25 protein-coding genes are annotated in these 25,265 nt (G+C 67.0%); 14 read left to right on the top strand and 11 right to left on the bottom strand.

Features of this window, described 5'->3' with window-relative positions:
• Positions 1 to 33: 33 nt before the first annotated feature.
• Positions 34 to 618, top strand: coding sequence for a DivIVA domain-containing protein (locus tag ACR65K_RS07540; RefSeq protein WP_440152049.1), 585 nt, complete (start codon positions 34 to 36; stop codon positions 616 to 618).
• A 23-nt stretch (positions 619 to 641) separates the two neighbouring features.
• Here ACR65K_RS07540 and ACR65K_RS07535 read toward each other — a convergent pair whose 3' ends face one another.
• From ACR65K_RS07535 to ACR65K_RS07515, 5 genes are read right to left on the bottom strand one after another with little or no spacing between them, the layout of a single operon-like run.
• On the bottom strand, positions 642 to 1,331 hold the full coding sequence (locus ACR65K_RS07535) for a hypothetical protein (protein WP_440152047.1): 690 nt from the start codon (positions 1,329 to 1,331) through the stop codon (positions 642 to 644).
• Positions 1,332 to 1,335: 4 nt separating this feature from the next.
• Positions 1,336 to 2,832 (bottom strand): sodium/solute symporter, encoded by a 1,497-nt coding sequence (locus tag ACR65K_RS07530; RefSeq protein ID WP_440152313.1) that lies wholly within the window; start codon positions 2,830 to 2,832, stop codon positions 1,336 to 1,338.
• 7 nt (positions 2,833 to 2,839) lie between these two features.
• Positions 2,840 to 3,211 carry a DUF485 domain-containing protein gene (locus tag ACR65K_RS07525; RefSeq protein WP_440152046.1) on the bottom strand — a complete coding sequence of 124 codons (372 nt, stop codon included), beginning with the start codon at positions 3,209 to 3,211 and terminating at the stop codon, positions 2,840 to 2,842.
• Positions 3,208 to 3,924 (bottom strand): LytR/AlgR family response regulator transcription factor, encoded by a 717-nt coding sequence (locus tag ACR65K_RS07520; RefSeq protein ID WP_440152045.1) that lies wholly within the window; start codon positions 3,922 to 3,924, stop codon positions 3,208 to 3,210. The genes ACR65K_RS07525 and ACR65K_RS07520 overlap by 4 nt, the downstream gene beginning before the upstream one ends.
• 33 nt (positions 3,925 to 3,957) lie before the next feature.
• On the bottom strand, positions 3,958 to 5,139 hold the full coding sequence (locus ACR65K_RS07515; protein ID WP_440152044.1) for a sensor histidine kinase: 1,182 nt from the start codon (positions 5,137 to 5,139) through the stop codon (positions 3,958 to 3,960).
• A gap of 134 nt (positions 5,140 to 5,273) precedes the next feature.
• On the opposite strand from ACR65K_RS07515, the gene ACR65K_RS07510 reads away from it, so the two are divergent.
• Positions 5,274 to 5,654 (top strand): DUF485 domain-containing protein, encoded by a 381-nt coding sequence (locus tag ACR65K_RS07510; protein WP_440152043.1) that lies wholly within the window; start codon positions 5,274 to 5,276, stop codon positions 5,652 to 5,654.
• Positions 5,651 to 7,267 (top strand): monocarboxylic acid transporter, encoded by a 1,617-nt coding sequence (locus tag ACR65K_RS07505; protein ID WP_056338514.1) that lies wholly within the window; start codon positions 5,651 to 5,653, stop codon positions 7,265 to 7,267. Before ACR65K_RS07510 ends, ACR65K_RS07505 begins: the two co-directional genes overlap by 4 nt.
• A gap of 133 nt (positions 7,268 to 7,400) precedes the next feature.
• Here ACR65K_RS07505 and ACR65K_RS07500 read toward each other — a convergent pair whose 3' ends face one another.
• From ACR65K_RS07500 to ACR65K_RS07485, 4 genes are all read right to left on the bottom strand, one after another.
• A complete protein-coding gene (locus tag ACR65K_RS07500) occupies positions 7,401 to 8,021 on the bottom strand; it encodes a hypothetical protein (protein WP_440152042.1) in 621 nt (206 codons plus the stop codon).
• A 77-nt stretch (positions 8,022 to 8,098) separates the two neighbouring features.
• Positions 8,099 to 8,503, bottom strand: a complete 405-nt coding sequence (locus ACR65K_RS07495; RefSeq protein ID WP_440152040.1) for a DUF4383 domain-containing protein — start codon at positions 8,501 to 8,503, stop codon at positions 8,099 to 8,101.
• Between the two features lie 139 nt (positions 8,504 to 8,642).
• A complete protein-coding gene (locus tag ACR65K_RS07490) occupies positions 8,643 to 9,188 on the bottom strand; it encodes a hypothetical protein (RefSeq protein ID WP_440152038.1) in 546 nt (181 codons plus the stop codon).
• A gap of 177 nt (positions 9,189 to 9,365) precedes the next feature.
• Positions 9,366 to 9,839 (bottom strand): Lrp/AsnC family transcriptional regulator, encoded by a 474-nt coding sequence (locus ACR65K_RS07485; RefSeq protein WP_056338506.1) that lies wholly within the window; start codon positions 9,837 to 9,839, stop codon positions 9,366 to 9,368.
• A 192-nt stretch (positions 9,840 to 10,031) separates the two neighbouring features.
• On the opposite strand from ACR65K_RS07485, the gene pdhA reads away from it, so the two are divergent.
• The 3 genes from pdhA to ACR65K_RS07470 are packed head-to-tail and all read left to right on the top strand — an operon-like array spanning position 10,032 to position 13,620.
• Complete coding sequence (gene pdhA, locus ACR65K_RS07480; protein ID WP_440152037.1) at positions 10,032 to 11,201, top strand: pyruvate dehydrogenase (acetyl-transferring) E1 component subunit alpha; 1,170 nt, start codon at positions 10,032 to 10,034, stop codon at positions 11,199 to 11,201.
• Positions 11,201 to 12,211, top strand: coding sequence for an alpha-ketoacid dehydrogenase subunit beta (locus ACR65K_RS07475; protein WP_440152036.1), 1,011 nt, complete (start codon positions 11,201 to 11,203; stop codon positions 12,209 to 12,211). Before pdhA ends, ACR65K_RS07475 begins: the two co-directional genes overlap by 1 nt.
• A complete protein-coding gene (locus tag ACR65K_RS07470; RefSeq protein WP_440152035.1) occupies positions 12,208 to 13,620 on the top strand; it encodes a dihydrolipoamide acetyltransferase family protein in 1,413 nt (470 codons plus the stop codon). Before ACR65K_RS07475 ends, ACR65K_RS07470 begins: the two co-directional genes overlap by 4 nt.
• Before the next feature lie 15 nt (positions 13,621 to 13,635).
• Here ACR65K_RS07470 and ACR65K_RS07465 read toward each other — a convergent pair whose 3' ends face one another.
• Entirely contained in the window at positions 13,636 to 14,289 is a 654-nt protein-coding gene (locus ACR65K_RS07465; protein ID WP_056338749.1) for an SACE_7040 family transcriptional regulator, read from the bottom strand.
• Positions 14,290 to 14,450: 161 nt separating this feature from the next.
• Here ACR65K_RS07465 and ACR65K_RS07460 point away from each other — a divergent pair, with 161 nt between their 5' ends.
• The 7 genes from ACR65K_RS07460 to ACR65K_RS07430 are packed head-to-tail and all read left to right on the top strand — an operon-like array spanning position 14,451 to position 22,491.
• On the top strand, positions 14,451 to 16,058 hold the full coding sequence (locus ACR65K_RS07460; RefSeq protein ID WP_440152034.1) for a carboxyl transferase domain-containing protein: 1,608 nt from the start codon (positions 14,451 to 14,453) through the stop codon (positions 16,056 to 16,058).
• Between the two features lie 13 nt (positions 16,059 to 16,071).
• Positions 16,072 to 18,339, top strand: coding sequence for an acetyl/propionyl/methylcrotonyl-CoA carboxylase subunit alpha (locus ACR65K_RS07455; RefSeq protein ID WP_440152032.1), 2,268 nt, complete (start codon positions 16,072 to 16,074; stop codon positions 18,337 to 18,339).
• A 1-nt stretch (position 18,340) separates the two neighbouring features.
• The gene (locus ACR65K_RS07450; protein ID WP_440152030.1) at positions 18,341 to 19,504 is read left to right on the top strand and encodes an acyl-CoA dehydrogenase family protein; all 1,164 of its coding nucleotides are present in this window, start codon (positions 18,341 to 18,343) and stop codon (positions 19,502 to 19,504) included.
• A 35-nt stretch (positions 19,505 to 19,539) separates the two neighbouring features.
• Positions 19,540 to 20,331: a CoA transferase subunit A gene (locus ACR65K_RS07445; RefSeq protein WP_056338487.1), complete on the top strand. Its 792-nt coding sequence runs from the start codon at positions 19,540 to 19,542 to the stop codon at positions 20,329 to 20,331.
• A 2-nt stretch (positions 20,332 to 20,333) separates the two neighbouring features.
• On the top strand, positions 20,334 to 21,101 hold the full coding sequence (locus tag ACR65K_RS07440) for a CoA transferase subunit B (RefSeq protein WP_440152029.1): 768 nt from the start codon (positions 20,334 to 20,336) through the stop codon (positions 21,099 to 21,101).
• Positions 21,098 to 21,655 (top strand): MaoC family dehydratase, encoded by a 558-nt coding sequence (locus ACR65K_RS07435; protein WP_440152028.1) that lies wholly within the window; start codon positions 21,098 to 21,100, stop codon positions 21,653 to 21,655. The genes ACR65K_RS07440 and ACR65K_RS07435 overlap by 4 nt, the downstream gene beginning before the upstream one ends.
• Complete coding sequence (locus ACR65K_RS07430) at positions 21,652 to 22,491, top strand: HpcH/HpaI aldolase/citrate lyase family protein (protein WP_440152026.1); 840 nt, start codon at positions 21,652 to 21,654, stop codon at positions 22,489 to 22,491. Before ACR65K_RS07435 ends, ACR65K_RS07430 begins: the two co-directional genes overlap by 4 nt.
• A 12-nt stretch (positions 22,492 to 22,503) precedes the next feature.
• Here ACR65K_RS07430 and ACR65K_RS07425 read toward each other — a convergent pair whose 3' ends face one another.
• Entirely contained in the window at positions 22,504 to 23,973 is a 1,470-nt protein-coding gene (locus ACR65K_RS07425; protein ID WP_440152025.1) for a lipase maturation factor family protein, read from the bottom strand.
• Between the two features lie 103 nt (positions 23,974 to 24,076).
• Between ACR65K_RS07425 and dxr the strand changes: the two genes are divergently transcribed.
• Positions 24,077 to 25,261, top strand: coding sequence for a 1-deoxy-D-xylulose-5-phosphate reductoisomerase (gene dxr / locus ACR65K_RS07420; protein WP_440152024.1), 1,185 nt, complete (start codon positions 24,077 to 24,079; stop codon positions 25,259 to 25,261).
• Positions 25,262 to 25,265: the final 4 nt, after the last annotated feature.

The raw sequence follows: 25,265 nt of genomic DNA, 5'->3' as shown, positions 1-25,265 counted from the left end.
GCACTACGGCTGAAGAGCATTGAAGGAATCGAAGTGGCATTGGACATTCATCGGCAGATCCCTGCGTCCTTTGAGCGCGTGCAGCGCAATGAGTACGGGTACAACGCCAAGCAGGTGGACCAGTTCCTGCAGCGGGCGCGGATCTCCCTGGAAACGCCGCAGGCTGCCACTGAGCCCGTCAACAGCGCCGATGTGAGGGCCGTGTCCTTCGACCCCGTCAAGGGCGGCTACTCCGCTGCCGTGGTGGACGCTGCACTGGACCGGCTCGAGGACGCCTTCGCCCGCCGCGAGCGGGATGAGCTGATTGCCGCCCACGGCGAGGAAGCCTGGCTGCGCGAAATCGGAAATCTCTCCGGCATCCTCCGGGGGCGGCTGCACCGGCCCGATGGAGACCGCTTCCGCCGGCCTGCGGGCAAGAAGGCCCGCAGCTACAACACGGACGACGTCGACCGGCTGTGCCACGAACTTGTCGCTTACCTTGAGCAGGACAAGCCGTTGAGCGTGGACAGCGTACGCCGCGCAGTCTTCCGCCCGGCGGTTGGCCGGGACGGCTACGAGGAGTCCCAGGTGGACGCCTTCCTGGACCGCGTCGTTGAACTGATGGCTGCCATCGACTGACGGTCCACGGCCGGAATCGGCGCTTATTCCGCTGCCGGTGGAGTGGGGGAGAGCGGCGTGAAATGGCGCCACAGAGCGCGGTAGCGCCGGCCCCCGCGCACGACGGACACGGCGAGGAACCCAGCTCCGCACACCGCGCCCGCTACGAAGGCAACTGCCGTGCCCGCCCCGGCCAGCGTCACCAGCAGGCCTGCAAGGATGGCAATCAAGGCAGCGTTCGCCGTCGTCATGAAGATCATGCTGCTGCCGGCCACTTGGCTCAGGCTTCCCCTGGCACCGAAGAAATAATAGGTTTGGTGGGCGCCGGCCTCGTCGTCGTGGTGTGCGGCCATGAGGTAGGGGGCCACGCCTGGGTCGAGGTCCACGTAGGCGGCCCGGAGCCTGTTCATTGCGGTGACGTACATGAGGTCCTCGTAGGCGACATTCATGACCCGGAGCTGGGTCAGGAGCCCGATCGCCGTGTCGATGAACAGGACCACCACGGCCAGCAGGACAAAGGCATCCGAAAACCCCGTGGCCTGCCCCACCAGCGCCACGCTGACCAGGCTTGCCGACGTGAAGGTAAGGAACATGCTGATCCGGGTCAGTACCTCGCCTTGGGCCGTGCTGCGCGATGCGAGCAGGCCCCAGTGTTCCGTGGCGAGCAACTGCGCCCGCACGGAGGCCGGGACCGCACCTTGCCGGTGGGATGTACCGCCGTCCTCGGTGGACATGGCGTTATTGTCCTCCCGATCCCCGTTCGGTTGCCAGCGGCCGTTCCGGGGTGTGGAGGCGGGTCATGGTGCGCGGCATCGTGGCGGGAATCCGGTGGGCGGTGGCCCGGGACACGATGACCATGACGGCGAAGGCGGCAGGAACGCTCCACGCCGCAGGCTGCGCGAGCCAGGCCGGGGTCTGGCCTGAACCGGACAGGCCCGCACTGGACAGGGAGCCCACAATCATGGCCCCTCCGCAGAGCAGGCCGCCCGTCAGCATCCCGGCGATGGCCCCGGTATCCGTCAGGCCGCGCCACCAGATGCCAAGCAGCAGGACCGGGCATACCGTGGAGGCCGTGAAGGCGAACACCAAGCCGACGCTGCCGGCCAGTGCCAGGGAGCCGGTCATGAAGGCAAAACCCAGGGGGACGACGGCGGACACGACGGCGGCGAGGCGGAACCCGCGGACGCTGCCGCCCAGGACGTCCTGGCTGATGACGCCGGCAAGGGACACCACCAGGCCGGACGTTGTGGACAGGAAGGCGGCGAAGGCGCCTGCCACCACCAGGGCGGAGAGCAGGTCCCCCGGCAGCCCGCCCACGAGTTCGCCGGGCAGCCGCAGGACCATTGCGTCCGGCTGTCCCGATCGGGCCAGGCCCGGCGCGTACATGCGGGCCACCAGGCCGTAGGCGGTGGGGAAGAGGTAGAACACCGACAGCAGGCCCAGGACGATCAGCGTGGTGCGCCGGGCCGACTGGCCGTCCGGATTGGTGTAGAAACGCACCAGCACGTGGGGCAGCCCCAGGGTCCCGAACAGCAGCGCCACCAGCAGGGACACATTCTGGTACAGCCCGGCCGGGGCCAGGTCCGTGGGATTGACCGCCGGCAGCGACTGCGGCTCGGTGCCGTTCCCGGCCAGCACGAAGATGATGAACAGGATGGGCACGGCCAGGGCCGTCAGCTTGAGCCAGTACTGGAACGCCTGGACAAAGGTGATGGACCGCATCCCGCCCGCCACCACCGTCAGGCACACCACCACCACGACAGCCACTGATCCCACCCAGGACGGCAGTCCCGTGGAGATCTGGATGGTGAGCGCGGCGCCGTGGAGCTGCGGAACGATATAGAGCCACCCGACCATGACCACCACCACGCTGGTGACCCTGCGGACCGTCCTGGACGAAAGCCGGGACTCCGTAAAGTCCGGGATGGTGTACGCGCCCGAACGCCGCAGCGGGGCGGCGACGAAGAGCAGCAGCATCAGGTAACCGGCCGTATAACCCACCGGGAACCAGAGTGCGTCGGTCCCGGACAGCAGGATGAGTCCGGCCACGCCCAGGAAGCTTGCGGCGGACAGGTACTCGCCGCCGATGGCGGACGCGTTCCACCATGGCCGGACAGTGCGCGAGGCAACGTAGAAGTCACCCGTGGTGCGTGAGATCCGCAGCCCGTAGAAACCGATAATGGCGGTGGCGAGGGACACCACCGCAACCGCTGTTATGGCTACCCCGGCATTCACGGGCGGCTCACTGCTCACCGGCAAGGTCGCGGTACCGGGCCTCGTTGCGGGCCGCCGTCCTGACGTACAGCCACGCACTCAGCCCGATCACGGGGTACATGCCGGCGCCCAGCAGGAGCCAGCCGAAGGGGATACCGGCGATCCGGGTTTCGGCCAGGCCCGGAACCACCACCAGGATCAACGGGAACGCGGCAAGGATCAGCAGGAAGCCGCCAGCCACCACCAGGGCCAGCCGCAGCTGCGACCTGATCAGGGAGCGGACGAACACCTGTCCCACTTCGGAATCCTGAGCGGCTTCGCGTGACTCAAGCGGACTCCGCCCTACGGCCACCGGCGACCGGGGGGATGCAAGGGGGGCGGTGACGCGGACGCGGGTCATGCCTGCGGCCTGATCCTGGTGGCCTCCAGCTTCTCCCGCACGGTGGGCAGATGCCGCCGGCTGATGGGAAGGCCCGCACCGGCCACCGTGACGCGCGGCCCGTCTGCCGCCAGCTTCATCGAGGACACATGCTTCAACGCCACCAGGTAGGAGCGGTGGGTGCGGATGAAGCCGGCGTCCGCCCACTGCTGTTCAAGATCTGCCAGCGGCACCCGGATGAGGTAGCTGGCATCGGCGGTGTGCAGGCGCGCGTAGTCACCCTGCGCCTGGACGTACGTGACGTCGTCCCGGCGGATCATCCTGGTGGTTCCACCCTGGTCAACGGTGATCATCTCAGGTGCCGCACCGCCGTCGCGCAGTTCACACACCCGCGCCACGCAACGGGCCAGGCGCTCGGCGCGCACCGGCTTGAGAAGGTAGTCCACGGCGGCGAGTTCGAACGCCGCCAGGGCGTGGTCCTCGTCAGCGGTGACAAAAACAACGGCCGGCGGATTGCTGATCCGGGCAATGGCGCCGGCGATGTCCAGGCCGGACACGGCGGGCATGTGGATGTCCAGGAAGACAGCGTCGATGCTTCCGGCAGACAGGGCCGTCATCGCTTCGGCGCCGGACGTGGCCCGCAGCACTTTTCCGATGCGTTCGTCCCTGCCCAGCAGGAAGGCCAGTTCCTCAACGGCGGGCAGCTCATCATCAACGACGAGGACGTTAATCATTCTCCTAGGGTACTTCCAGCTGCAGTGCCGTCCTCACGCATCGTGCCCCGGCTGGGACTTTGGCACCCGCATGGTGATCAGCGTTCCCTCGCCCGGCGCCGTCTCCACCACCAGTCCATGGTCGTTGCCATACACCTGGCGGAGGCGGGCGTCCACGTTCCTCAGCCCCACGTGGTCCCCGTCGGCGTGGCCCGCCAGCACCGACCGGAGCTGCTCCGGATCCATCCCCACGCCGTCGTCCTCGATGGTGACCTCTGCGAAAGCGCCGGCGTCCTCCGCAGTGATGGTGATGTGTCCGGGCCCGGCCTTGGCCTCAAGCCCGTGCCGGACGGCGTTCTCCACCAGCGGCTGCAGGCTGAGGAAGGGGATGACGGTGCCCAGTACCTCGGGCGCGATCCGCAGGCTGACCTGGACCCGCTCACCGAACCGGGCCCGCTCCAGGAGCAGGTAGCGGTCAATGCAGCGCAGCTCCTCGGCGAGGGTGGTGAAGTCGCCGTGCCTTCGGAACGAGTAGCGGGTGAAATCGGCGAACTCCACCACCAGTTCCCTGGCCCGCTCCGGATCGGTGTTGATGAAGGACGCGATGGCATTGAGTGAGTTGTAGATGAAGTGCGGGCTGATCTGGGCGCGCAGGGCCCGGACTTCCGCCTCCATCAGCAGGGTCCGGGAGGCGTCCAGTTCGGCCAGTTCCACCTGGACCGCCACCCAGTCAGCCACTTCCCCCGTGGCCCTCACCAGGCCTGCCCCCGCGGAAGGGGCGAAGGCGGCCACGGCGCCCACGATCCGCGTGCCCGCCCGTACGGGGGCGATGACGCCGGCAAGGCGGCCACCGGTCCCATCGCCGCCTGCTGACAGGACGGCTGTCCGGCCCGAGGCGAGGACCCCGGCAGCGAGTTCCATCAGGCGCGGCCTGATGTCCTCGGCGCCCCCGTCCCAGGCGAGTACGCCCGAGGTGTCCGTAATGGCCAGGGCGTCGCAGGCCAGGAGGGCGCGCAGCTGACGGCTGGCTTTCGCCGCCCCGGCCGGGTTCAGGCCGCGGCGCAGGTGCTGCCCGGCCTGGGAGGCCGCATGGAGCGTGTGGTAGGTGGCGCGTTCGGCGTCGGTGCCCAGCTCCCTGAAGGAGCGGAGCACCTTCAGGCCCACGCCGACGACGACGGCGATGGCCATGGCGATCACCGCAACGGCCGCAGCGGTGAGGAGGGGGGAGTCCGGCATGGTGCCCAGCGTAGCGGCGGGTGCCGTTAGGCGCAGCATCGCAACCGTTGAGCGACCGTGGACGGCCAGGTTATGGAACGGACAGGCCAACGGACGGCAGAGTGATTGGTGTCACATCTCAATGAGGAGGAACGATGGGTCACGATGCCCATACTCCGGACGCAGCGGCGTCCGTGGACTTCGAACAAGTCCAGTCGACCGGGCAGTTCCAGGAATTGCGCAAGCGTCACCGCAGCTTTGTCTTCCCCATGGCAGTGGCCTTCCTGCTGTGGTACTTCGCCTACGTTCTGCTCGCGGACTACGCGGTGGGCTTCATGTCCACCAAGGTATGGGGCAACATCAACGTCGGCCTGATCCTGGGCCTGCTCCAGTTCATCTCCACCTTCGCCATCACCGGCTGGTACGTGCACTACTCCAACCGGAAGCTGGACCCCATCGCCTCCGAAATCAGGCATGAGATCGAGGGCCACGAATTCGATAAGGACGGAAACCGAGTGGGCGGGGCCAACAAATGATCGCAATTCCAGCTGCGGTGGACGTCGCCGCCCTCAAGGACACCACCCTTTTGAACATGGGCATCTTCGGCCTGTTCGTGGCCGTGACCATGGTGATCGTGTTCCGGGCCAGCCGCAACAACAAGACCGCCGCCGACTACTACGCCGCCGGCCGCTCCTTCACCGGCTCGCAGAACGGCACTGCCATCGCCGGTGACTACCTGTCGGCAGCATCCTTCCTGGGCATCACCGGCGCCATCGCCATCAACGGCTATGACGGGTTCATGTACTCCATCGGCTTCCTGGTGGCCTGGCTGGTGGCACTGCTGCTGGTGGCTGAACTTCTCCGCAACACCGGCAAGTTCACCATGGCCGATGTGCTTTCCTTCCGGCTGAAGCAGCGCCCCGTGCGGATCGCGGCAGCCATCTCCACGCTGGCCGTCTGCTTCTTCTACCTGCTGGCCCAGATGGCCGGCGCGGGCAGCCTCATTTCCCTCCTGCTCGGCATCAGCGACTGGGGCGGCCAGGCACTGGTGATCATCGTCGTCGGCGCCCTCATGATCATGTACGTCCTGATCGGCGGCATGAAGGGCACCACCTGGGTCCAGATCATCAAAGCCATGCTGCTGATCGCCGGCGCCGCCGTCATGACCCTGTGGGTCCTCGCCATCTACGGTTTCAACCTCTCCGCCCTGCTGGGCGGCGCCGTGGAGACGGCCAACAATCCTGCGGTCCTGAACCCGGGCCTGCAGTACGGCAAGTCGGACACCTCCAAGCTGGACTTCATGTCGTTGGGCCTGGCCCTGGTCCTGGGTACGGCAGCCCTGCCGCACGTGCTGATGCGCTTCTACACCGTGCCCACTGCCAAGGAAGCCCGCAAGTCAGTGGTCTGGTCCATCTGGCTGATCGGCCTGTTCTACCTCTTCACGCTGGTGCTGGGCTACGGCGCCGCCGCGCTGGTGGGGGCCGACACGATCAAGAGCGCCCCTGGCGGAGTTAACTCGGCCGCGCCGCTGCTGGCCTTCCACTTGGGCGGCCCGCTGCTGCTCGGCTTCATCTCCGCGGTGGCGTTCGCCACCATCCTGGCGGTGGTGGCCGGCCTGACCATCACGGCCGCCGCTTCCTTTGCGCATGACATCTACGCCAACGTCATCGCCAAGGGCAAGGCAGACGCCGCCACTGAAGTCCGGGTGGCACGGCGCACCGTGGTGGTGATCGGCATCCTGGCCATCCTGGGCGGTATCTTCGCCAACGGCCAGAACGTGGCCTTCCTGGTGGCGCTGGCCTTCGCCGTCGCCGCGTCAGCCAACCTGCCCACCATCATCTACTCCCTGTTCTGGCGGAAGTTCACCACCCAGGGCGCCGTGTGGAGCATGTACGGCGGCCTTGCCTCGGCGATCCTGCTCATCGTGTTCTCCCCGGTGGTTTCCGGAGCCAAGACCTCGATGATCCCCGGCGCCAACTTCGCCCTCTTCCCGCTCAGCAACCCGGGCATCGTGTCCATTCCGCTGGCCTTCTTCCTGGGCTGGCTGGGGACCACCCTGGACAAGAAGAAGGAGGATCCCGCCAAGCAGGCCGAAATGGAAGTCCGCTCGCTCACGGGCATCGGAGCCGAAAAGGCAGTGGACCACTGATAGCTGGACCGCTATACGTGGACCGCTAACCGATAGGCCGGCCGCACGGGCGTAAAACGGGAGGAGCCTCCAGCCGCAAACCGCGGCTTGGAGGCTCTTTCCGTGGGCCCTCGCCAGGTTCCCCCGGGAGGGTTCAGGGCTGGTGGTGGCCGCCCGGCACCAGGTTGTTGTGGCCACCGTGGGGGACGGCATACTGGCCGGCCGTGGAAGCGGCGAGGCCCGGCGTCGTTATTCCTGCCACCAGGACGGCGCCGGCGAAAGCTGCCAGCAGGAGCCGGCCAGGCCGCACTCCCGTCCCCGCCGGAGCAGCGCGAACCAGTTGCCGTTCATCGGCCTGCCCACCACCGCGTTGCCGGACGGCGGCCCGCTGGAGCCACCCGAGCGACGCAATGATCATGAGCGTGAGCAGCAGCGCCGAAAGCTGCGTCAGGCTCAGGTTGGAGGCGGCCGTGTTAACCGGCGTGAATGCTATCGCGGCCAGATGGATGGCGGCCGCGCCGGCCAGCACGTTCCGCGCCCAGGGCCCGCCGGCCAGCCGGTCCCTGGCCAGGAACACCACGGCGCCGGCCAGCAGGGCCAGTCCCCAGGCGCCGGCCAGCACGCCGGCAAAAACGGCCGGTGGCGCCGCAGGTCCCGCTGATGCCGCAAAGACACTCGACGAGAGGGCCAGATTGACCGATCCTGCCCCGAAGCCCGCGAACCCGGTGAAGAGACGAACGGCAGGGCCGGCCTGCGACACCTGGACCTCCGGCACGCCTGTCAGAGGCGGTGGCGCGCCCCGGCCGGCCGGTGCAGCGGGCCGGAGCGATGCCATTCCCGGCGTCGCCACGGTTAGGCCCGGGCAGCGGCGGGGGACTTGTCCAGGGACAGGCCCACGCCGAGGAGGAGTACGGCACTGGCGAGGTGGAGGACGTTGTCGGCGCCGTTCAGGGCGATGATGTTCAGCGGCGAGTTCAGCAGGAACAGTCCCACGATGCCCACCAGGAGGTAGACGGCGCCCACCGTCGCGTTCACCGTGCGGGCGCTGTCCGTCCCCCGAAGCCCGGCAAAAAGAAGCGCGGCACCGATAGCGAGGTGGATGACATTGTGCAGGGGGTTGACTTCGAAAATGATCAGGTTCGCGCCTTCAGTGGCGGTGAAACCGACGCCGGAAGTGACAGCGAAGCCCAGCAGGCCCACCAAGAGGTAGACGGCTCCGAAAATGGTGGCGACGAGGCGGTTGGGTGAGTTGCGCATGGCCAATTCCTTCCGATGGGGCGGGCAACAGTTCCCGCCGGACCAACGGGCCCCCGGGTGGGACCCTCGGAAGCGATTCGGTTCATGGACGCGGGTGGATGGGTAAAAAGATCAGTACCCTTTCCACTTCTCCGCCCGGCTAGGCCGCCGGCCGCAGCTTGATGTTGGTCATGAGCAGCCGGTCCTTGCCTTCGAAGCGGTATGCCAGGTCCACCTTCTTGCCCGTGCAGCTGATCTGGCCCACCACCTCGGCCGACTTCACCCCGTTCTCAGTGGACACCTTAAGGTCGTTGTACGCGGGCTGGCAGGAGCTGTCCATCTCCAGGCTCTTCACCCCGGAGATGAAGGCTTCCTTGGAGAGCTGCTTCTGCAGGGCGGGGTCAAGGTATTCGTCGTAGGCTCGGGAGGTGTCGCCGGCGATGACCTTCCTGGTGAAGTCGTCGGCGAGGACCCTGGCCTGGTTGGTTGCGCTGCCCACCACATTCACCAGGATGACGACGCCGAGGATCACCAGGAGCAGCACCCCGCCGATGCTGCCAAGAATGATCCACAGCTTCCGCCGGTTCCGTTGCCGGGGCGGTTCCCCCGGCAGTCCGAACGGGGCGGGCTGTTCCGCCGGCGACGGCAACTGCTGTGGTGTGTAGCCCGTCCGGCCCTGCTGGTACGGATCCTGGGAACTGCTCAAAAGTGGGGCCTTTCGGGAACTGCGCTGCGGCGCCGGCGTACTGGCCCGGCCTTTCCCGGCCCGGCGATGACTGCAACCAAGCCTATAACCCCGTCCGCCGCCGTCGTGCCTGAAGCAGCACATGCGGAAAAGGCCGGGCGGACTCGTGTGCCCCTTCTGAACTGTGCCCCTTCTGAACTATGCCCCTTCTGAACCGCGGTCCAGCAGGGGCTGCACCCGGAAGGGGATCAGCTCACCCATGGCCAATGCGGTGTCAGCCCGCTCCACGCCATCGCAGGCAAGGATTTTGCCGTTGATCCTGAACAGGTCCTCGGCATCCCTGGCCACCACGCGCAGCAGCAGGTCCGCTGATCCCGTCAGCCCGTAACCCTCCAGGACCTCGGGGATGGCGGCGATCTCCTCCGCGAGCTGCCCGAGCTTCTGCTGCTGAACGTGGACGGAGATGAAGGCCATGAGCGGATACCCCAGCGCCACTGGATTGATGCGCCGCTCAAAGGACAGGAAGACATGCTTTTTCTCGAGCTGGGCCATGCGCGCCTGGACCGTGTTGCGGGACAGGCCCAGCTTCTGAGCGAGTGCCACGACGGTGCGGCGCGGATCCTGCGCGAGTGCTGCCAACAGGCGGGTGTCAGTGCCATCCAAAGCTCGCATAATGCGCAACGCTAGCACGGTGTTCGGGAGCCAGATAGGGCATTCTGCTCAACATGATCCGCAGTGGTTGTACCCGATGGGCATTGTGAGTAGGGTCACAGTATCTGGGGCAATGACGCCCGGAAGGCCGGTGGCGGCAGGGCCAAAAGTCCGAAAACCACGGGTCAACGACGTACGAAGGTTGCGGCAATCGTGTCTACAGACGAAACGGGCCCTGGCGGCGCACAAACCCCCGAAATCACAGCAACCCCTGATGTAAAAGGACCGGATCTCCTCCAGCTGATCACCCCGGAGGGTGAGCGCATCAGCCACCCGGAGTTCGATTTCTGGGTCAGGGACATTACCGACGATCAGTTGTGCTCCCTCTTCGAGGACATGACCGTCATCCGCCGGATCGACGTGGAGGCAACGGCCCTGCAGCGGCAGGGTGAGCTGGCTCTGTGGCCCCCGTTGCTGGGCCAGGAGGCAGCGCAGATCGGGTCCGGCAGGGCGCTGCGGGCGGATGACTTTGTTTTTTCCAGCTACCGTGAAAACGGCGTGGCGTACTGCCGCGGGGTTGACCTGACGGACCTCCTGCGGGTGTGGCGGGGGAATGCGTCCGGCGGCTGGGACCCCTACGGCATCAACATGGCAACGCCGCAGATCATCATTGGCGCCCAGACACTGCACGCCACGGGCTACGCCATGGGGATCCAGAATGACGGCGCGGACGCGGTGGCCGTTACCTACTTCGGTGACGGAGCCACCAGCGAGGGCGACGTCAACGAGGCCATGGTGTTCGCCGCCAGCTTCCAGGCCCCCGTGGTGTTCTTCTGCACGAACAACCACTGGGCCATCTCCGAGCCCGTGCGCCTGCAGTCCCACATCCAGCTCGCGGACCGGGCCACCGGGTTCGGCATCCCCAGCCTGCGCGTGGACGGCAATGACGTCCTGGCGGTCATGGCTGCCACCCGGCTGGCACTGGACCGGGCCCGCCGGGGCGGCGGCCCCACCTTCATCGAAGCCGTCAGTTACCGCATGGGCCCGCACACCACCGCCGATGATCCCACCCGCTACCGGGACGCCAACGAACTGGAGGACTGGGCCGCCAAGGACCCCATTTCCCGGCTTGCCGGCCTCCTGGACCGGAAGGGGATCCTGACCGCGGAACTGCAGGAGCAGGTCAAGGCCAAAGCCGACGCTGTCGCCTCCGAAATGCGCCGCGGCTGCACCACCATGCCGGAACCTCAGCCAATGGACATTTTCAAGCACGTCTACAGCACGCCCAATTCCTGGCTGGAACGCCAGCAGGACCACTACGCCCGTTACCTGGCGTCCTTCGGCGACCCCGATGGAGCCGTTTCCAAGGAAGGTGCACGCTGATGACCCAGTTGACCTTTGCCCGTGCCATTAATGCCGGGCTGCGCAAGTCGCTGGAAAACGACTCCAAGGTGGTCCTCCTCGGCGAGGACATCGGTACCCTGGGCGGCGTGTTCCGGGTGACGGACGGCCTGCAAAAAGACTTCGGCAAGCACCGGGTGGTGGACACCCCGCTCGCGGAGTCCGCCATCGTGGGAACCGCCGTGGGCCTGGCCTACCGCGGCTACCGTCCCGTGGTGGAAATCCAGTTCGACGGCTTCATCTACCCTGCGTTCGACCAGATCGTCAGCCAGGTGGCCAAACTCCACTACCGCACCCGCGGCGCTGTCAGGATGCCCATCACCATCAGGGTCCCGTTCGGCGGCGGCATCGGCTCACCGGAGCACCACTCGGAATCGCCGGAAGCCTACTTCACCCACACCTCGGGCCTGCGGGTGGTGACCGTGGCCAACCCGCAGGACGCCTACACGGTGATCCAGCAGGCCATCGCGTGCGACGACCCGGTGCTGTACTTCGAGCCCAAGCGCCGCTACCACGACAAAGGCGAAGTGGACGAGTCCGTGGATCCGCGTTCCGCCCTGCCCATGGACAAGGCCCGGGTCCTGACCGACGGCAGCGACGTGACCCTGGTGGCTTATGGCCCCCTGGTCAAGACGGCCCTGGACGCCGCGTCCGCCGCAGCCGACGAGGGCATCTCCCTTGAAGTCATTGACCTGCGCTCGCTGGCCCCCGTGGATTATGAGCCCGTGGTGGCGTCTGTGCGGAAGACCGGCCGCCTGGTGGTGACGCACGAGGCCGCGCAATCCGGCGGTCTGGGGGCGGAAGTGGCCGCAAGCATTACCGAGCGGTGCTTCTACCACCTCGAGGCGGCTCCGGTGAGGGTGACCGGTTTCGACATTCCCTACCCGTACTCCAAGCTGGAAATGCACCACCTGCCGGGCCTGGACCGCATCCTGGACGGCGTGGACCGTGCCCTGGGCCGCCCCAATTCCCTGAGCGGGCTGGAAGGATGAGCGCCACCATGATCAAGGAATTCCGGCTCCCCGACCTGGGCGAGGGACTCACAGAGTCTGAAATCCTCAGCTGGAAAGTGGGCGTTGGCGACACCGTCAGCTTGAACCAGGTCATCGCCGAAGTTGAAACCGCCAAGGCGGTGGTGGAGCTCCCGTCGCCGTTCGCCGGCGTCATCAAGGAACTCCACGAACAGCCCGGTTCCGTTGTGGAGGTGGGCAAACCGATCGTTTCCTTCGAGGTGCCGGACGACGACGGCGCGTCACCATCACAAGGGTCCGGCGCCTTTTCGCCCGTGAAGGGGGAGTCCGCCGGGGAAACGCCGGACACTGGCGAGAGCCCGAAGCGGCAACCAAACCTGGTGGGGTACGGCGCCGTCGTGGAAGCTTCCGGCCGGCCCGCCCGGCGGCAGCGGAACCTCGCCCCGGTGGAGCCAGCCGGGATCCTGCAGGACTCGGTTGAGCCCGTGGAAGCCAGGCCCGTCCACCCCGGCTCCATCGAGAGCAGGCCGGGCGAAGATCACCATGCAGAGCGCCCCCGGTCCACGCCTCCCGTCCGGAAGCTGGCCAAGGACCTGGGCGTGGACCTCACACAGGTAACCGGCACCGGTCCCGGCGGGCTGATCACGCGGGAAGACGTCCAGGGTTTTGCGGGGCATGCAGGAGAACCTGCCGGGCCGGTGACCGTCACCGGTGGAACCCGGCCAGGGGAGCGGGAGACCCGGACTCCCATCAAGGGCGTGCGCAAACACACTGCCGCGGCGATGGTCCAGAGCGCCTTTACCGCGCCGCATGCCACCGAATTCCTCACCGTTGATGTCACGCCCAGCCTTGAGCTGCTGGCAAAACTCAAGAACAGCAGGGACTTCGCCGGAGCCAGGCTCAGCCCGCTGACGCTTGCCGCCAAGGCTGTCCTGGTGGCCCTCCGGCGGAACCCGGCTCTCAATTCCCGCTGGGACGAAGACAACCAGGAGATTGTCACCTTCAACTACGTGAACCTGGGCATTGCAGCGGCCACGCCCCGCGGACTCACGGTCCCCAACATCAAGGACGCCGACGCCATGGCGCTCCCGCAGCTGGCCCAGGCGCTGACGGCGCTCGCAGATACGGCCAGGGCAGGCAAGACCACGCCCGCAGACCTCACCGGCGGCACCATTTCCATCACCAACATCGGCGTCTTCGGCATTGACGCGGGGACGCCCATCCTTAATCCCGGGGAGGCGGCGATCCTTGGCCTGGGCGCGGTTCGGACCATGCCGTGGGAGTACAAGGGCGAGGTGGCGCTGCGCCAAGTGCTCACGCTGAGCCTGTCCTTTGACCACCGCCTGGTGGACGGTGAGCAGGGGTCCCGGTTCCTGGCCGACGTCGGAGCCATCCTGGCCGAACCGGGAATGGTCCTCACGATGGTCTAGCAGCCGGCTCCAAAGCTAGATGGCGGGCGCGCTGTCCACCATCAGCGCTGCAAGTGCCATCCGTTCGAGCAGGGGGCGGGCAGCTCCAGCCGCCAGCCTCCTGCCATGGCTCCGGACCGAGTGCGGCGTGGAATTGATGAGGCCAAACGTGGCGTGGGCACGCATCCGCAGCTCAGCCGCATCTGTTCCTGGGTGGACCTTGGCCAGGATGTCCACCCACACCTCCACGTAGCTGCGCTGCAGGGTGCGCACCGTGGACTGGTCCTGCTCCGACAAATTGCTGAAGTCACGGTCCTGCACCCGGATCACATCCGGCTTGCTGAGTGCGAAGTCCACCTGGAACTCCACCAGCCGCCGCAGGGCGGCCAGGGGATCCGGCGCGGTGTCCACCATCTGGCGCCCGCCGTCGAGCAGTTCCTGGCTCACGGTGACCAGGAGATCGGCCAGGACAGCCTGCTTGCCGGGGAAGTGGCGGTAGACCGCGGGGCCGCTGACCCCTGCCGCCGCGCCGAGGTCCTCCAGCGAAACGCGGTTGAAGCCGTTCAGCGCGAACAGTGAAGCCGCAGCGGACAGCAAGGCCTGTCGCCGGTTCTCCTTGGCCTTGCCGCGCTGGGTTGTTGGAACGGATTGGGTGGTTGGAACGGGCTGGGCGGCAGGTACCGGCTGCACAGTATTGCTGGACACTTTTCCTCCTCGGACCGACGCAGATTCTACCAAGGCAGCCCTATGTTGGACATCACAGTTAATCGAGACTAACCTGAATTTCAGTTATTAGTCACTAACCGAGTTGGCGGGAAAGCCGGCCCGGCACAGACAAGGACGGATCGTCAATGGAGACCCTGGCCACCCGGCTTGACCCCGCAAGCGAGGCCTTCCGCACCAACCGGGAAGCGCAGCTGGCGCTCGCCGGGGAACTGCGGAAGAGGCTGGCGGATGCAGCCCTGGGCGGCCCGCAAAAGTCGAGGGACCGGCACGTGGCGCGGGGCAAGCTGCTGCCGCGGGACCGGATCGACCAGTTGCTGGATGAGGGCAGCCCGTTCCTGGAGATCGCACCCCTGGCGGCGAACGGGATGTATGGCGACGAGGCTCCCGGGGCTGGAGTCATCGCCGGCATCGGCCTGGTGCACGGCCGGCAGGTCCTGGTCATCTCCAACGACGCCACGGTCAAGGGCGGCACGTACTACCCCATGACGGTGAAGAAGCACCTCCGCGCCCAGGAGGTCGCCCTGGAGAACGGGCTTCCCTGCATCTACCTGGTGGATTCGGGCGGGGCCTTCCTGCCCAAGCAGGACGAGGTCTTCCCGGACAGGGACCACTTTGGCCGGATCTTCTACAACCAGGCGCGGCTTTCGGCCGCCAAGATTCCACAGATCGCTGCCGTGCTGGGGTCCTGCACAGCCGGCGGCGCCTATGTCCCTGCCATGAGCGATGAAACCGTCATCGTCCGGAACCAGGGCACCATCTTCCTGGGCGGACCGCCCCTGGTAAAGGCGGCAATCGGGGAAATCGTCACTGCCGAGGAACTGGGTGGCGGCGAGGTGCACTCCCGGGTCTCGGGCGTGACGGACCACCTCGCCGAAAACGACGAGCATGCCCTGCAGATCGTCAGGGACATCGTCTCCACCCTCCCGCCACCCGCCGCGCCCGCCTGGCAGGTGGAACCCGCCGTCGAACCCGCCGTGGATCCGGAGGGGCTCTATGGTGCCGTGCCAACCGACGTCAACGCGCCCTATGACGTCCACGAGGTTATTGCCCGGCTGGTGGACGGCAGCCTGTTCCATGAGTTCAAAAAAGACTACGGCACCACCCTGGTCACAGGATTCGTCCGGATCCACGGGCACCCGGTGGGGATTGTGGCCAACAACGGCGTGTTGTTCAGCGAGTCGTCGCTCAAGGGCGCGCACTTCATTGAGCTGTGCGACCAGCGCGGTATTCCCCTGCTGTTCCTGCAGAACATCTCCGGCTTCATGGTGGGCAGGGACGCCGAGCAGGGCGGCATCGCCAAGAACGGCGCCAAGATGGTGACGGCCGTTGCCACGGCGCGGGTGCCAAAACTGACCGTGGTGATCGGCGGCTCCTTCGGGGCGGGAAACTACTCCATGTGCGGCCGCGCCTACTCGCCGAGGTTCCTGTGGATGTGGCCCGCCGCCAGGATTTCGGTGATGGGCGGCAACCAGGCCGCCAGCGTGCTGGCCACCGTGAAGCGGGACCAGTATGAAGCAGCTGGTGAGGACTGGCCGGCGGATGACGAGGAAGCCTTCAAGGCGCCCATCCGGCAGCAGTACGAGGACCAGGGCAGCCCCTACTACTCCACCGCCCGGCTCTGGGACGACGCCGTCATCGATCCCGCCGATACCCGCACCGTCCTGGGCCTGGCCCTCGACGTCGTCTCCCGCACCCCCCTGCCGGAGACCTCCTTCGGCCTCTTCCGGATGTGAGCCTGGAATGACCATGCAAACCAACGCAGCAACCACCAGCACGGCAGCCGCCGCGGCGGTGGACGGCAGGCCCCTCTTCAGCACCGTACTGGTGGCCAACCGCGGCGAAATCGCCTGCCGGGTCATCCGCACGCTGCGGCACCTGGGCATCCGTTCGGTGGCCGTCTACAGCGATGCCGACGCCGGCGCCCGGCACGTGCGCGAAGCCGACAGTTCCGTTCGGATCGGCCCCGCCGCGGCAACCGAAAGCTACCTGAACACCGACGCCATCGTGGAGGCCTGCCGGCAGTCCGGGGCCGAAGCGGTCCACCCCGGCTACGGTTTCCTGAGCGAGAACGTGGACTTCGCCCGGGCCCTGGAGAAAGCCGGCATCACGTTCATCGGCCCGGGCGTTGAAGCGCTGAACGTCATGGGTGACAAGATCCGCGCCAAGAACCACGTGTCAGGGTACGGCGTGCCCGTCGTCCCCGGCATTGCCAAGCCAGGCATGACGGACAGCGAACTGATCGAGTCCGCTGCCGCCGTCGGCTTTCCCTTGCTCATCAAGCCGTCCGCGGGCGGCGGCGGCAAGGGGATGCACGCCGTCGACAAAGCGGCCGACCTGCCCGCCGCCCTGGCCACGGCGCGCCGCGTGGCCGCCGCCGCGTTCGGTGACGACACCCTGTTCCTGGAGCGCCTGGTGACCACCCCGCGGCACATCGAGGTCCAGGTGCTGGCGGACGCCCACGGCAACGTCATCCACCTCGGCGAGCGCGAATGCTCCCTGCAGCGCCGGCACCAGAAGGTCATCGAGGAAGCCCCGTCACCCCTGCTGGAGGGCCTTCCCAACGGACCCGACGTGCGCGCCCGGATCGGTGAGGCCGCCTGCAACGCGGCCCGCAGCGTGAAGTACGTGGGTGCGGGGACCGTTGAGTTCCTGGTCTCCGATGACGCACCGGACGAGTTCTTTTTCATGGAGATGAACACGAGGCTGCAGGTGGAACACCCGGTCACCGAGATGGTCACCGGCATCGACCTGGTGGAATGGCAGGTTCGGATCGCCGCGGGTGCGGAGCTGACCGTCCGGCAGGCTGACGTGGAGCTGACCGGCCACGCCGTGGAGGCCAGGGTCTACGCCGAGGTGCCCGAGAAGAACTTCCTCCCGTCCACCGGGACCGTGCTGGTGCTCGATGAGCTGCCCGGGCCGGCGCAGCGGCCCAGCGCCCCCGCACGCAACGAGACCCAGACGGCCCAGGGCCGGGTCCGGGTGGACTCATCCCTGGTGGAAGGCCTGGAGCTGTCCGCCCACTACGATCCCATGGTTTCCAAGGTGATCGCCTGGGCCGGGGACCGCGCTGCGGCGCTGTCCACGCTGGACCAGGCTTTGTCCGGCTACACGGCGCTGGGCATCGAGACCAACGTCGAGTACCTGCGGCTCCTGGTCAATGACCCCGACGTCCAGGCAGGGCACCTGGACACCGGGTTGATTGAGCGGAAGCTGCCCGGGCTGGATTTCCGACGCATCGACAACCCCGAACTGGTGGCCGCCGCGCTCTACGTGCTGTCCCTGGACGCACAAAACAACCCCGCCACGGCGAGCGGGCCCTGGGAGTGCAGGACTGGCTGGCGCCTCGGAGCGCCGGCGCCCCGCCGCGTCAGCCTGGGAACGCCCGACGGCGGCGTGGTGACCGTGCAGGTCACCGGCAGTCCCAACGCGGGGGACAAAGTTGTGGTCGCCGTCGACGGCGGTCCGCGGCAGGCAGCCTCGCTGCAGTGGTCCGGCCGGAAAAGCATCGAACTCGACCTGGACGGCGGGCGCCACGCCTACCGGCTGGCACCAGTGTATTCCGGAGCCGCCGCCCCAACCTGGGACAACCCTGTGCCCGCCGGCCCCACACAGCTCTACCTCGGCAGCGACGGCTGGTCCTGCCGCCTCGATGTCCTGACCCGGGAGGGGCGGCTGGGACGCGTGCTGGCAGCCGTCCAGCGGCAGGAAGGGGCAGCCGACCCGGAGGTGCGCTCGCCGATGCCCGGAACCGTCGTGGCCGTCCCGGTGGCTGACGGGGACACGGTCCAGGCAGGGGAGGTCCTGGTGTCCGTGGAGGCCATGAAGATGGAGCACCACCTGGTGGCTCCGCTGGCAGGGACCGTGCACCTGACGGCCCGTACGGGCGACCTGGTGAAGGCCGACCAGGTGTTGGCCACCATCCATCCCGCTGCCGCCGACACAAAAATTTCCGGTACAGAAACACCATCAGACACAGCATCAGACACTGCTGCAGACCAAGGCGAAGGAGCCTGACATGTCCGGTTTTGAACTCAGCGAGGAATACCAGGACCTCAGCAACACCGTCCGGGAATTCGCCGACGAAGTCGTCGCCCCGGTATCGGCCAAGCACGACGAAGAGCACAGCTTCCCCTACGAAGTGGTGAAGCAGATGGCGGAGATGGGCCTCTTCGGGCTGCCTTTCCCGGAGGAATACGGCGGCATGGGCGGGGACTACTTCGCCCTGGCCCTCGCCTTGGAGCAGTTGGGCCGGGTGGACCAGTCCGTAGCCATCACCCTGGAAGCCGGCGTGTCCCTCGGTGCGATGCCCGTCTACCGCTTCGGCACGGAGGATCAGAAGCAGGAGTGGCTGCCCATGCTGGCGTCCGGCCAGGCGCTCGCCGGCTTTGGCCTCACCGAGCCCGAGGCCGGTTCGGATGCCGGCGGGACCAAGACCCACGCCCGGCGTGAGGACGGGAACTGGGTCATCAACGGCAACAAGGAGTTCATCACCAACTCCGGAACGGACATCACCCGGCTGGTCACGGTCACCGCCGTCACCGGGCAAAAGGAGCGCGCGGATGGCAGCGTTCAAAAGGAGATCTCCACCATCCTGGTGCCCACCGACACGCCGGGCTTCAAGGCGGAAAAGCCGTACAACAAGGTGGGCTGGAACGCTTCGGACACCCACCCCCTCACCTTGAAGGACGTCCGGGTGCCGGAAGCGAACCTGCTGGGCGCCGAAGGCCGCGGCTATGCCAACTTCCTGTCCATCCTCGATGAGGGCCGCATCGCCATCGCCGCGCTGGCCACCGGCGCCGCCCAGGGCTGCGTGGATCTGTCGGTTAAATACGCCAAGGAACGCAGCGCCTTTGGACACCAGATCGGCAAGTACCAGGCCATCTCCTTCAAGATCGCACGGATGGAAGCCAGGGCCCACACCGCCCGCCTGGCGTACTACGACGCGGCGTTCCGGATGCTTGCCGGCAAGCCGTTCAAGACCCAGGCGGCCATCGCTAAGATGGTCGCAGGCGAGGCGGCCATGGACAACGCGCGGGATGCCACCCAGGTATTCGGCGGCTATGGCTTCATCAACGAGTTCACCGTGGCACGCCACTACCGCGACTCCAAGATCCTTGAAGTGGGGGAAGGCACCACGGAGGTCCAGCTGATGCTGATCGCCCGCGAACTGGGTCTTTAGAACCTGGGGCTGTAGCCGGCCTGAGAGGATCACTGATGATTGACAAGGTTGTTGCCAGCGCTGACCAAGCGGTTGCAGACATCCCGGACGGCGCCTCGCTTGCGGTGGGCGGATTCGGCCTCTGTGGAATTCCCGTTGCCCTGATCGACGCCCTGCACCGGGCCGGCACCTCCGGCCTGGAAACCGTCAGCAACAATTGCGGCGTTGATGACTGGGGTTTGGGCATCCTGCTGCGGGACGGGCGCATCCGCCGCACCATCAGCTCCTACGTGGGCGAGAACAAGGAATTCGCGCGCCAATACCTGGCCGGTGAGCTCGAAGTGGTGCTCACGCCGCAGGGCACGCTGGCCGAAAAGCTGCGGGCAGGCGGGGCGGGCATCCCGGCGTTCTACACCAAGGCGGGGGTGGGCACGCAGGTGTCCGACGGCGGCCTGCCGCAAAAGTACGACGCCAACGGCGGCATTGCGGTTGCCTCCGCGCCCAAGGAAGTGCGGTCCTTCGGGGGAGTGGACTACGTCCTGGAAGAATCCCTCACCCCTGACTTCGGGCTGGTCCACGCCTGGAAAGGCGACCGCCACGGCAACTTGGTGTTCCACGCCACCGCCATGAACTTCAACCCCCTGTGCGCCATGGCCGGCAGGATCACCATTGCCGAGGTGGAGGAACTGGTGGAGCCCGGCGAGCTGGACCCCGAACATATCCACACCCCCGGCATCTTCGTCCAGCGGGTGGTCCTGGCCGCGCACGGGGAGAAACGGATCGAAAAGCGGACAGTGGCGCTGGCCCCGGCACGGGAGCGCGGCACCAACCAGCAGGCAGGAGCTTAGCCATGGACCCGAACAGCCCCTTCGCGCCGCGGCCAGAAGGCGTCCGCCCTGAATACCGCCGGGCGGCAGGACAACAGCATGAGACACCGCCGGACGGGACCGGTGCCAAGGGCTGGACCCGGAACGAGCTCGCCGCACGGGTGGCCAGGGAGCTTCGCAACGGCCAGTACGTGAACCTTGGGATCGGGATGCCCACCCTGATCCCCAACTACATTCCGCACGGAGTGGAGGTGGTGCTGCACTCCGAGAACGGAATCCTCGGCGTCGGCCCCTACCCCGCTGAGGACGCGGTGGATCCGGACCTGATCAACGCCGGCAAGGAAACCGTGACGGTCAACCGGGGCGCCGCGTTCTTCGATTCGGCAACAAGCTTTGGCATGATCCGGGGCGGCCACGTGGACCTCGCCGTCCTGGGCGCCATGGAGGTGGCCGCCAACGGGGACCTGGCCAACTGGATGATCCCGGGCAAGATGGTCAAAGGCATGGGCGGGGCGATGGACCTGGTGTTCGGTGCCAAGCGGGTCATCGTGATGATGGAGCACGTGGACCGCAACGGCAACCCGAAGATCGTCCAGCAATGCTCACTCCCGCTGACCGGCAAGGGCTGTGTGGACCGCATCATCACGGATCTCGCCGTCATTGATGTCTTGAAGGACAACGGCGCTTCGCGCCTGGTGCTGCGGGAACTGGCCCCCAATGTCTCTGCCGAGGACGTGGTGGCGGCCACCGGCGCGGACCTGTTCGAGGAAGACCGGGAACTCACCGTATGACTGACCGAAACGGTCCGGGTTCCCGGCAGGAGGACGACGGCGGCAGGAGGGTCATCGAGCAGCGCGGGCTGTACTTCGATGAGCTGGAGGAAGGCGTGCTGTACGCCCACCGGCCCGGACGCACCGTGACCGAAACCGACAACGTCCTCTTCACCACGCTCACCATGAATACCCAGGCGCTGCACCTGGACGCCGCCTGGAGCGCCGGGCAGCCCTTTGGCCAGCGGCTGGTGAACTCAATGTTTACTCTCGCCACCATGGTGGGCCAGTCGGTCACCCAGCTCACCCAGGGAACCATCATCGCCCAGCTGGGCCTGACGGACGTCACGTTCCCGCACCCCCTGTATCACGGCGACACCCTCTACACGGAGACAGCCATCACAGCCAAGCGGCTCTCGTCGTCACGGCCCGGCCAGGGCATCGTGACCATGGAGCACACCGGGCGCAACCAGGACGGAACGGTGGTGGCCCGGGCCACCCGAAGCTGCCTGATGTGGACGCGGGACGCCCACGGCAAGGCGCAGGACGCCGGACAGGAGACAATGCCGGTATGACTTTTGTAATGGGCCCCGCGCTGCTGTTCTGCCCCGCCGACCGGCCGGAGCGCTACCAGAAAGCGGCCGCGCGGGCGGACGCGGTGATCCTGGACCTTGAAGACGCCGTGGCGCCGGCGGACAAGCAGCGCGCCCGGGGTGCCATCCTGGCCCAGTTGGGAACCACCGGCGTGGAACCTGAGCTCGAGCCCAGCTGCACCATCGTCAGGGTGAATCCCGTTGGTACGGAGGAGTTTGAAAAGGACCTGCACTGCCTGGCCCATACCCCGTACCGCACGGTGATGCTGGCCAAGGCCGAATCGGCCGAACAGCTCAAGGCGCTGGAGGGCTACCAGGTGATTGCGCTCTGCGAAACGGCGCTGGGCGTGCTCAATGCGCCGGCCATCGCCGCCGCTCCCAACGTGGTGGGCCTGATGTGGGGCGCCGAGGATCTGCTGGCCAGCCTGGGAGGTACATCCAGCCGCAAGGACGACGGCGGCTACCGGGCCGTGGCCCTGCATGCCCGCTCCGCCGTCCTGCTGGCAGCGCGCGCCTACGGCAAGGAAGCGGTGGACGCCGTCTACACCAACATCCCCGACCTCGACGGACTGGCGGTCGAAGCCGCCGACGCAGTGGCCTCGGGCTTCAGCTCAAAAGCCTGCATCCATCCCAGCCAGGCGGCGGTGGTCCGCACAGCCTACGCACCGTCGGAAGACGAGGTGGCCGCGGCTGCTGCCCTCCTGGAGGCCGCAGCGTCAGCCGGATCTGGAGTGTTCCAGTACCAGGGGAAGATGATCGACGGGCCCATCCTCAAGCACGCCCAGGAAATCGTCCGCCGCGCCGCTGCGAAAGCATAGCGCACGGCCCAGCTACCGTTGCCGTCTCTGCGGGCGGCGCAAGGACGTGGGCGGGATGGGCTCGTAGAGCAGCGTCCGTACCCAACGGTTTCCTGTCTCCCGGAACTCCTTCCGGGTGGCGAAGCGGTAATAGAAGGTGCGTACGCGCACCCAGCGCGGCTCGGCGCCGTCGAACGGGTCATGCCTGAGCAGCCGCAGCATCTGCCGGTCCGCCGCGAGCAGCTTGGCAAGGAACGCGTAGAACCATTCCTCGTGCACCGTACGCAGCGGCAGGAACCACATCAGCCAGTCCAGCCGCAGATGGTAGGGGGCATACTGCCGGGGAATCCGGCGCACATCACCGGGCTTGCCCTTGAAGCCGTACTCGCGCCAGTCGGAGCTGTCATCCGGGTCATCGTCCAGCGTGCCTTCCACCACCACCTCGACCCGCTGCTTGGTCACCGTGCCGAACGCGCCGTAGGCGTTCACCAGCTGCCACCGGTTGAAACTGGCGTTCATCAGCTGGCGCCGTGAGAAGAGGTTGCGCAGTGGCCAGTAGCTCAGCACCAGCAACAGGACGGATGCCGCCAGCGTGATGGCCAGCCACCACAGCGGCGTCTCCTGCCGGCCTCCCACGGCCGCGTCCCAGTCCGCCGGGAGGGCCGGTATCACCGCGTGCGCCACAGGATCGCTGACGGCCGCGAACGCCAGCACGATCGCCATCCAGTTCAGCCAGGCAAAGTTGCCGCTGGCCACCAGCCATAACTGGGTAACAATAACCACCCCCGCCCCCACGCCGGCCACGGGCTGCGGAGCGAACAGCAGGAACGGCACCACCAGCTGGGCGATGTGGTTGCCCACCACCTCGATGCGGTGCAGCGGCTTGGGAAGGAGGTGCGCCTGCCGGCTGAGGGGACCTGGCATCGGCTGGGTCTCATGGTGATAGTACAGCGCCGTCAGGTCCCGCCACTCCCGGCCACCGCGGATCTTGATCATTCCAGCCCCGAATTCCAGCCGGAACACCAGCCACACGACCAGGATCAGGATGCTCCGCGGCGGCTCCGTTTGGTTGGAGCCCAGGAACGCCACGGTGAACCCCGCCTCCAGGAGCAGCATTTCCCAGCCAAACCCGTAGAACGTCTGGCCCACGTTCACAATCGACATGTACAGCAGCCACAGGACCAGGAACGCAATCAGTGGAACCCACGGCGGGCCCGTTTGCGGTATTCCGGCCACGAGCAGCGCAGACACCAGCAGGCCGACGGCACAAACCCCGCGAAGCAGCCCGTCCGAATACCGCCAGCGGAACAACGTGGGCCGGCGCAGGCGGGTGAATGCCGCCAGGAAATCGGGCACCGGGAGGAGGCCGCGCTCGCCGAGCAGGGCGGGAAACTGGTTCAGCGTGGACAGGAACGCAACGAAATACAGTGCAGCGACGCCACGCTGCAGCACCTGCCGGGCAAATTCGTACTCCGGCGCATCAAACCAGGCGAGCCAGTCCACGCAATCCACGTTACGCCCGGCCGTGCCCCGGTCAAGGCCGGTCGGGGCATTGCAGCAGGCCACGGGCGCAAGCACGCAGGGCAGGGTGCGGGATACTTAACCAATGCAGCCACGCAGAATCGTCATCCTCGGATCCACCGGTTCCATCGGCACCCAGGCGATTGACGTCGTCGACGCCGCCCCGCACCTGTTCGAGGTGGTGGCGCTCAGTGCCGGCGGCGGCAACCTGGAGCTCCTGGCCCGGCAGGCTGTCCACACCGGTGCGGCGGCGGTGGGAATTGCCGGTGGAGACCCCGGCAGGCTGGAAGCGCTGATCCGCGAGGCCGCGGCAGCTGCAGGCCGTCCAGGGTACCGTCCGGAGATCGTGGCCGGCCCTGACGCCTCCGCGCGGATCGCCGCCGTGGAGGCGGATGTGGTGCTCAACGGCATCACCGGTTCCATCGGCCTGGCACCCACGCTGGCGGCCCTCAAATCCGGAGCCACCCTTGCCCTTGCCAACAAGGAGTCGCTGATCGTTGGCGGCAGCCTGGTCAAGGCCGCAGCGCATGAGGGGCAGATCGTGCCGGTGGACTCGGAACACTCCGCAATCGCCCAGTGCCTGCGCTCAGGTACCGGGGATGAGGTGGACAAGCTCATCCTCACCGCTTCCGGCGGTCCGTTCCGGGGCATGAGCCGGGAGGAACTGCACGCCGTCACCCCGCAGCAGGCGCTGGCCCACCCAACCTGGGACATGGGCCCCATGGTCACCACCAACTCCGCCACTCTGGTGAACAAGGGCCTGGAGGTCATCGAGGCGCACCTGTTGTTCGATATCCCGCTGGACCGCATCGACGTGGTGGTGCATCCCCAGTCCATCGTCCACTCCATGGTCCAGTTCGTTGACGGCTCCACCATCGCGCAGGCCTCGCCGCCTGACATGCGGCTGCCCATCGCCTTGGGGCTTGGCTGGCCGGCCCGGGTGCCCGGCGCCGCCAGCGCCTGCGACTGGACGCAGGCCGCCACCTGGACCTTCGAACCGCTCGACGCCGAAGCCTTTCCTGCCGTCGGCCTTGCCAAGGACGCCGCACGGCAGGGGAGCACCTTCCCTGCCGTGTTCAATGCGGCCAATGAGGAGGCCGTCAACGCCTTCCACGCCGGCCGCATCCGGTTCACCGACATTGTCGATACCGTGGACAGTGTGCTCAGCGAACATTCAGGTTCCTCAGGGCTGACGGTGGAATCAGTACTGGATGCTGAGAGATGGGCACGCGCCCGCGCCCACGAACGTTTAGCAGTCAGCAGTCTCTAGGAAG

The sequence above is a fragment of the Arthrobacter sp. SAFR-179 genome (assembly GCF_059414945.1).
Note: the sequence above shows the minus strand (reverse complement) of the source record. Positions and strands in the feature narration are given on the sequence as shown.

Bases quoted from the DNA above. Each gene is read 5' to 3' on its own strand.
- ACR65K_RS07515 (WP_440152044.1), bottom strand. From the start codon at position 5,139: ATGCCGGACTCCCCCCTCCTCACCGCTGCGGCCGTTGCGGTGATCGCC.
- ACR65K_RS07535 (WP_440152047.1), bottom strand. From the start codon at position 1,331: ATGTCCACCGAGGACGGCGGTACATCCCACCGGCAAGGTGCGGTCCCG.
- ACR65K_RS07525 (WP_440152046.1), bottom strand. From the start codon at position 3,211: ATGACCCGCGTCCGCGTCACCGCCCCCCTTGCATCCCCCCGGTCGCCG.
- ACR65K_RS07450 (WP_440152030.1), top strand. From the start codon at position 18,341: ATGTCCGGTTTTGAACTCAGCGAGGAATACCAGGACCTCAGCAACACC.
- ACR65K_RS07510 (WP_440152043.1), top strand. From the start codon at position 5,274: ATGGGTCACGATGCCCATACTCCGGACGCAGCGGCGTCCGTGGACTTC.
- ACR65K_RS07445 (WP_056338487.1), top strand. From the start codon at position 19,540: ATGATTGACAAGGTTGTTGCCAGCGCTGACCAAGCGGTTGCAGACATC.
- ACR65K_RS07430 (WP_440152026.1), top strand. From the start codon at position 21,652: ATGACTTTTGTAATGGGCCCCGCGCTGCTGTTCTGCCCCGCCGACCGG.
- ACR65K_RS07520 (WP_440152045.1), bottom strand. From the start codon at position 3,924: ATGATTAACGTCCTCGTCGTTGATGATGAGCTGCCCGCCGTTGAGGAA.
- ACR65K_RS07470 (WP_440152035.1), top strand. From the start codon at position 12,208: ATGAGCGCCACCATGATCAAGGAATTCCGGCTCCCCGACCTGGGCGAG.
- ACR65K_RS07475 (WP_440152036.1), top strand. From the start codon at position 11,201: ATGACCCAGTTGACCTTTGCCCGTGCCATTAATGCCGGGCTGCGCAAG.
- ACR65K_RS07505 (WP_056338514.1), top strand. From the start codon at position 5,651: ATGATCGCAATTCCAGCTGCGGTGGACGTCGCCGCCCTCAAGGACACC.
- ACR65K_RS07435 (WP_440152028.1), top strand. From the start codon at position 21,098: ATGACTGACCGAAACGGTCCGGGTTCCCGGCAGGAGGACGACGGCGGC.
- dxr (WP_440152024.1), top strand. From the start codon at position 24,077: ATGCAGCCACGCAGAATCGTCATCCTCGGATCCACCGGTTCCATCGGC.
- ACR65K_RS07455 (WP_440152032.1), top strand. From the start codon at position 16,072: ATGCAAACCAACGCAGCAACCACCAGCACGGCAGCCGCCGCGGCGGTG.
- ACR65K_RS07485 (WP_056338506.1), bottom strand. From the start codon at position 9,839: ATGCGAGCTTTGGATGGCACTGACACCCGCCTGTTGGCAGCACTCGCG.
- ACR65K_RS07460 (WP_440152034.1), top strand. From the start codon at position 14,451: ATGGAGACCCTGGCCACCCGGCTTGACCCCGCAAGCGAGGCCTTCCGC.
- ACR65K_RS07495 (WP_440152040.1), bottom strand. From the start codon at position 8,503: ATGCGCAACTCACCCAACCGCCTCGTCGCCACCATTTTCGGAGCCGTC.
- ACR65K_RS07440 (WP_440152029.1), top strand. From the start codon at position 20,334: ATGGACCCGAACAGCCCCTTCGCGCCGCGGCCAGAAGGCGTCCGCCCT.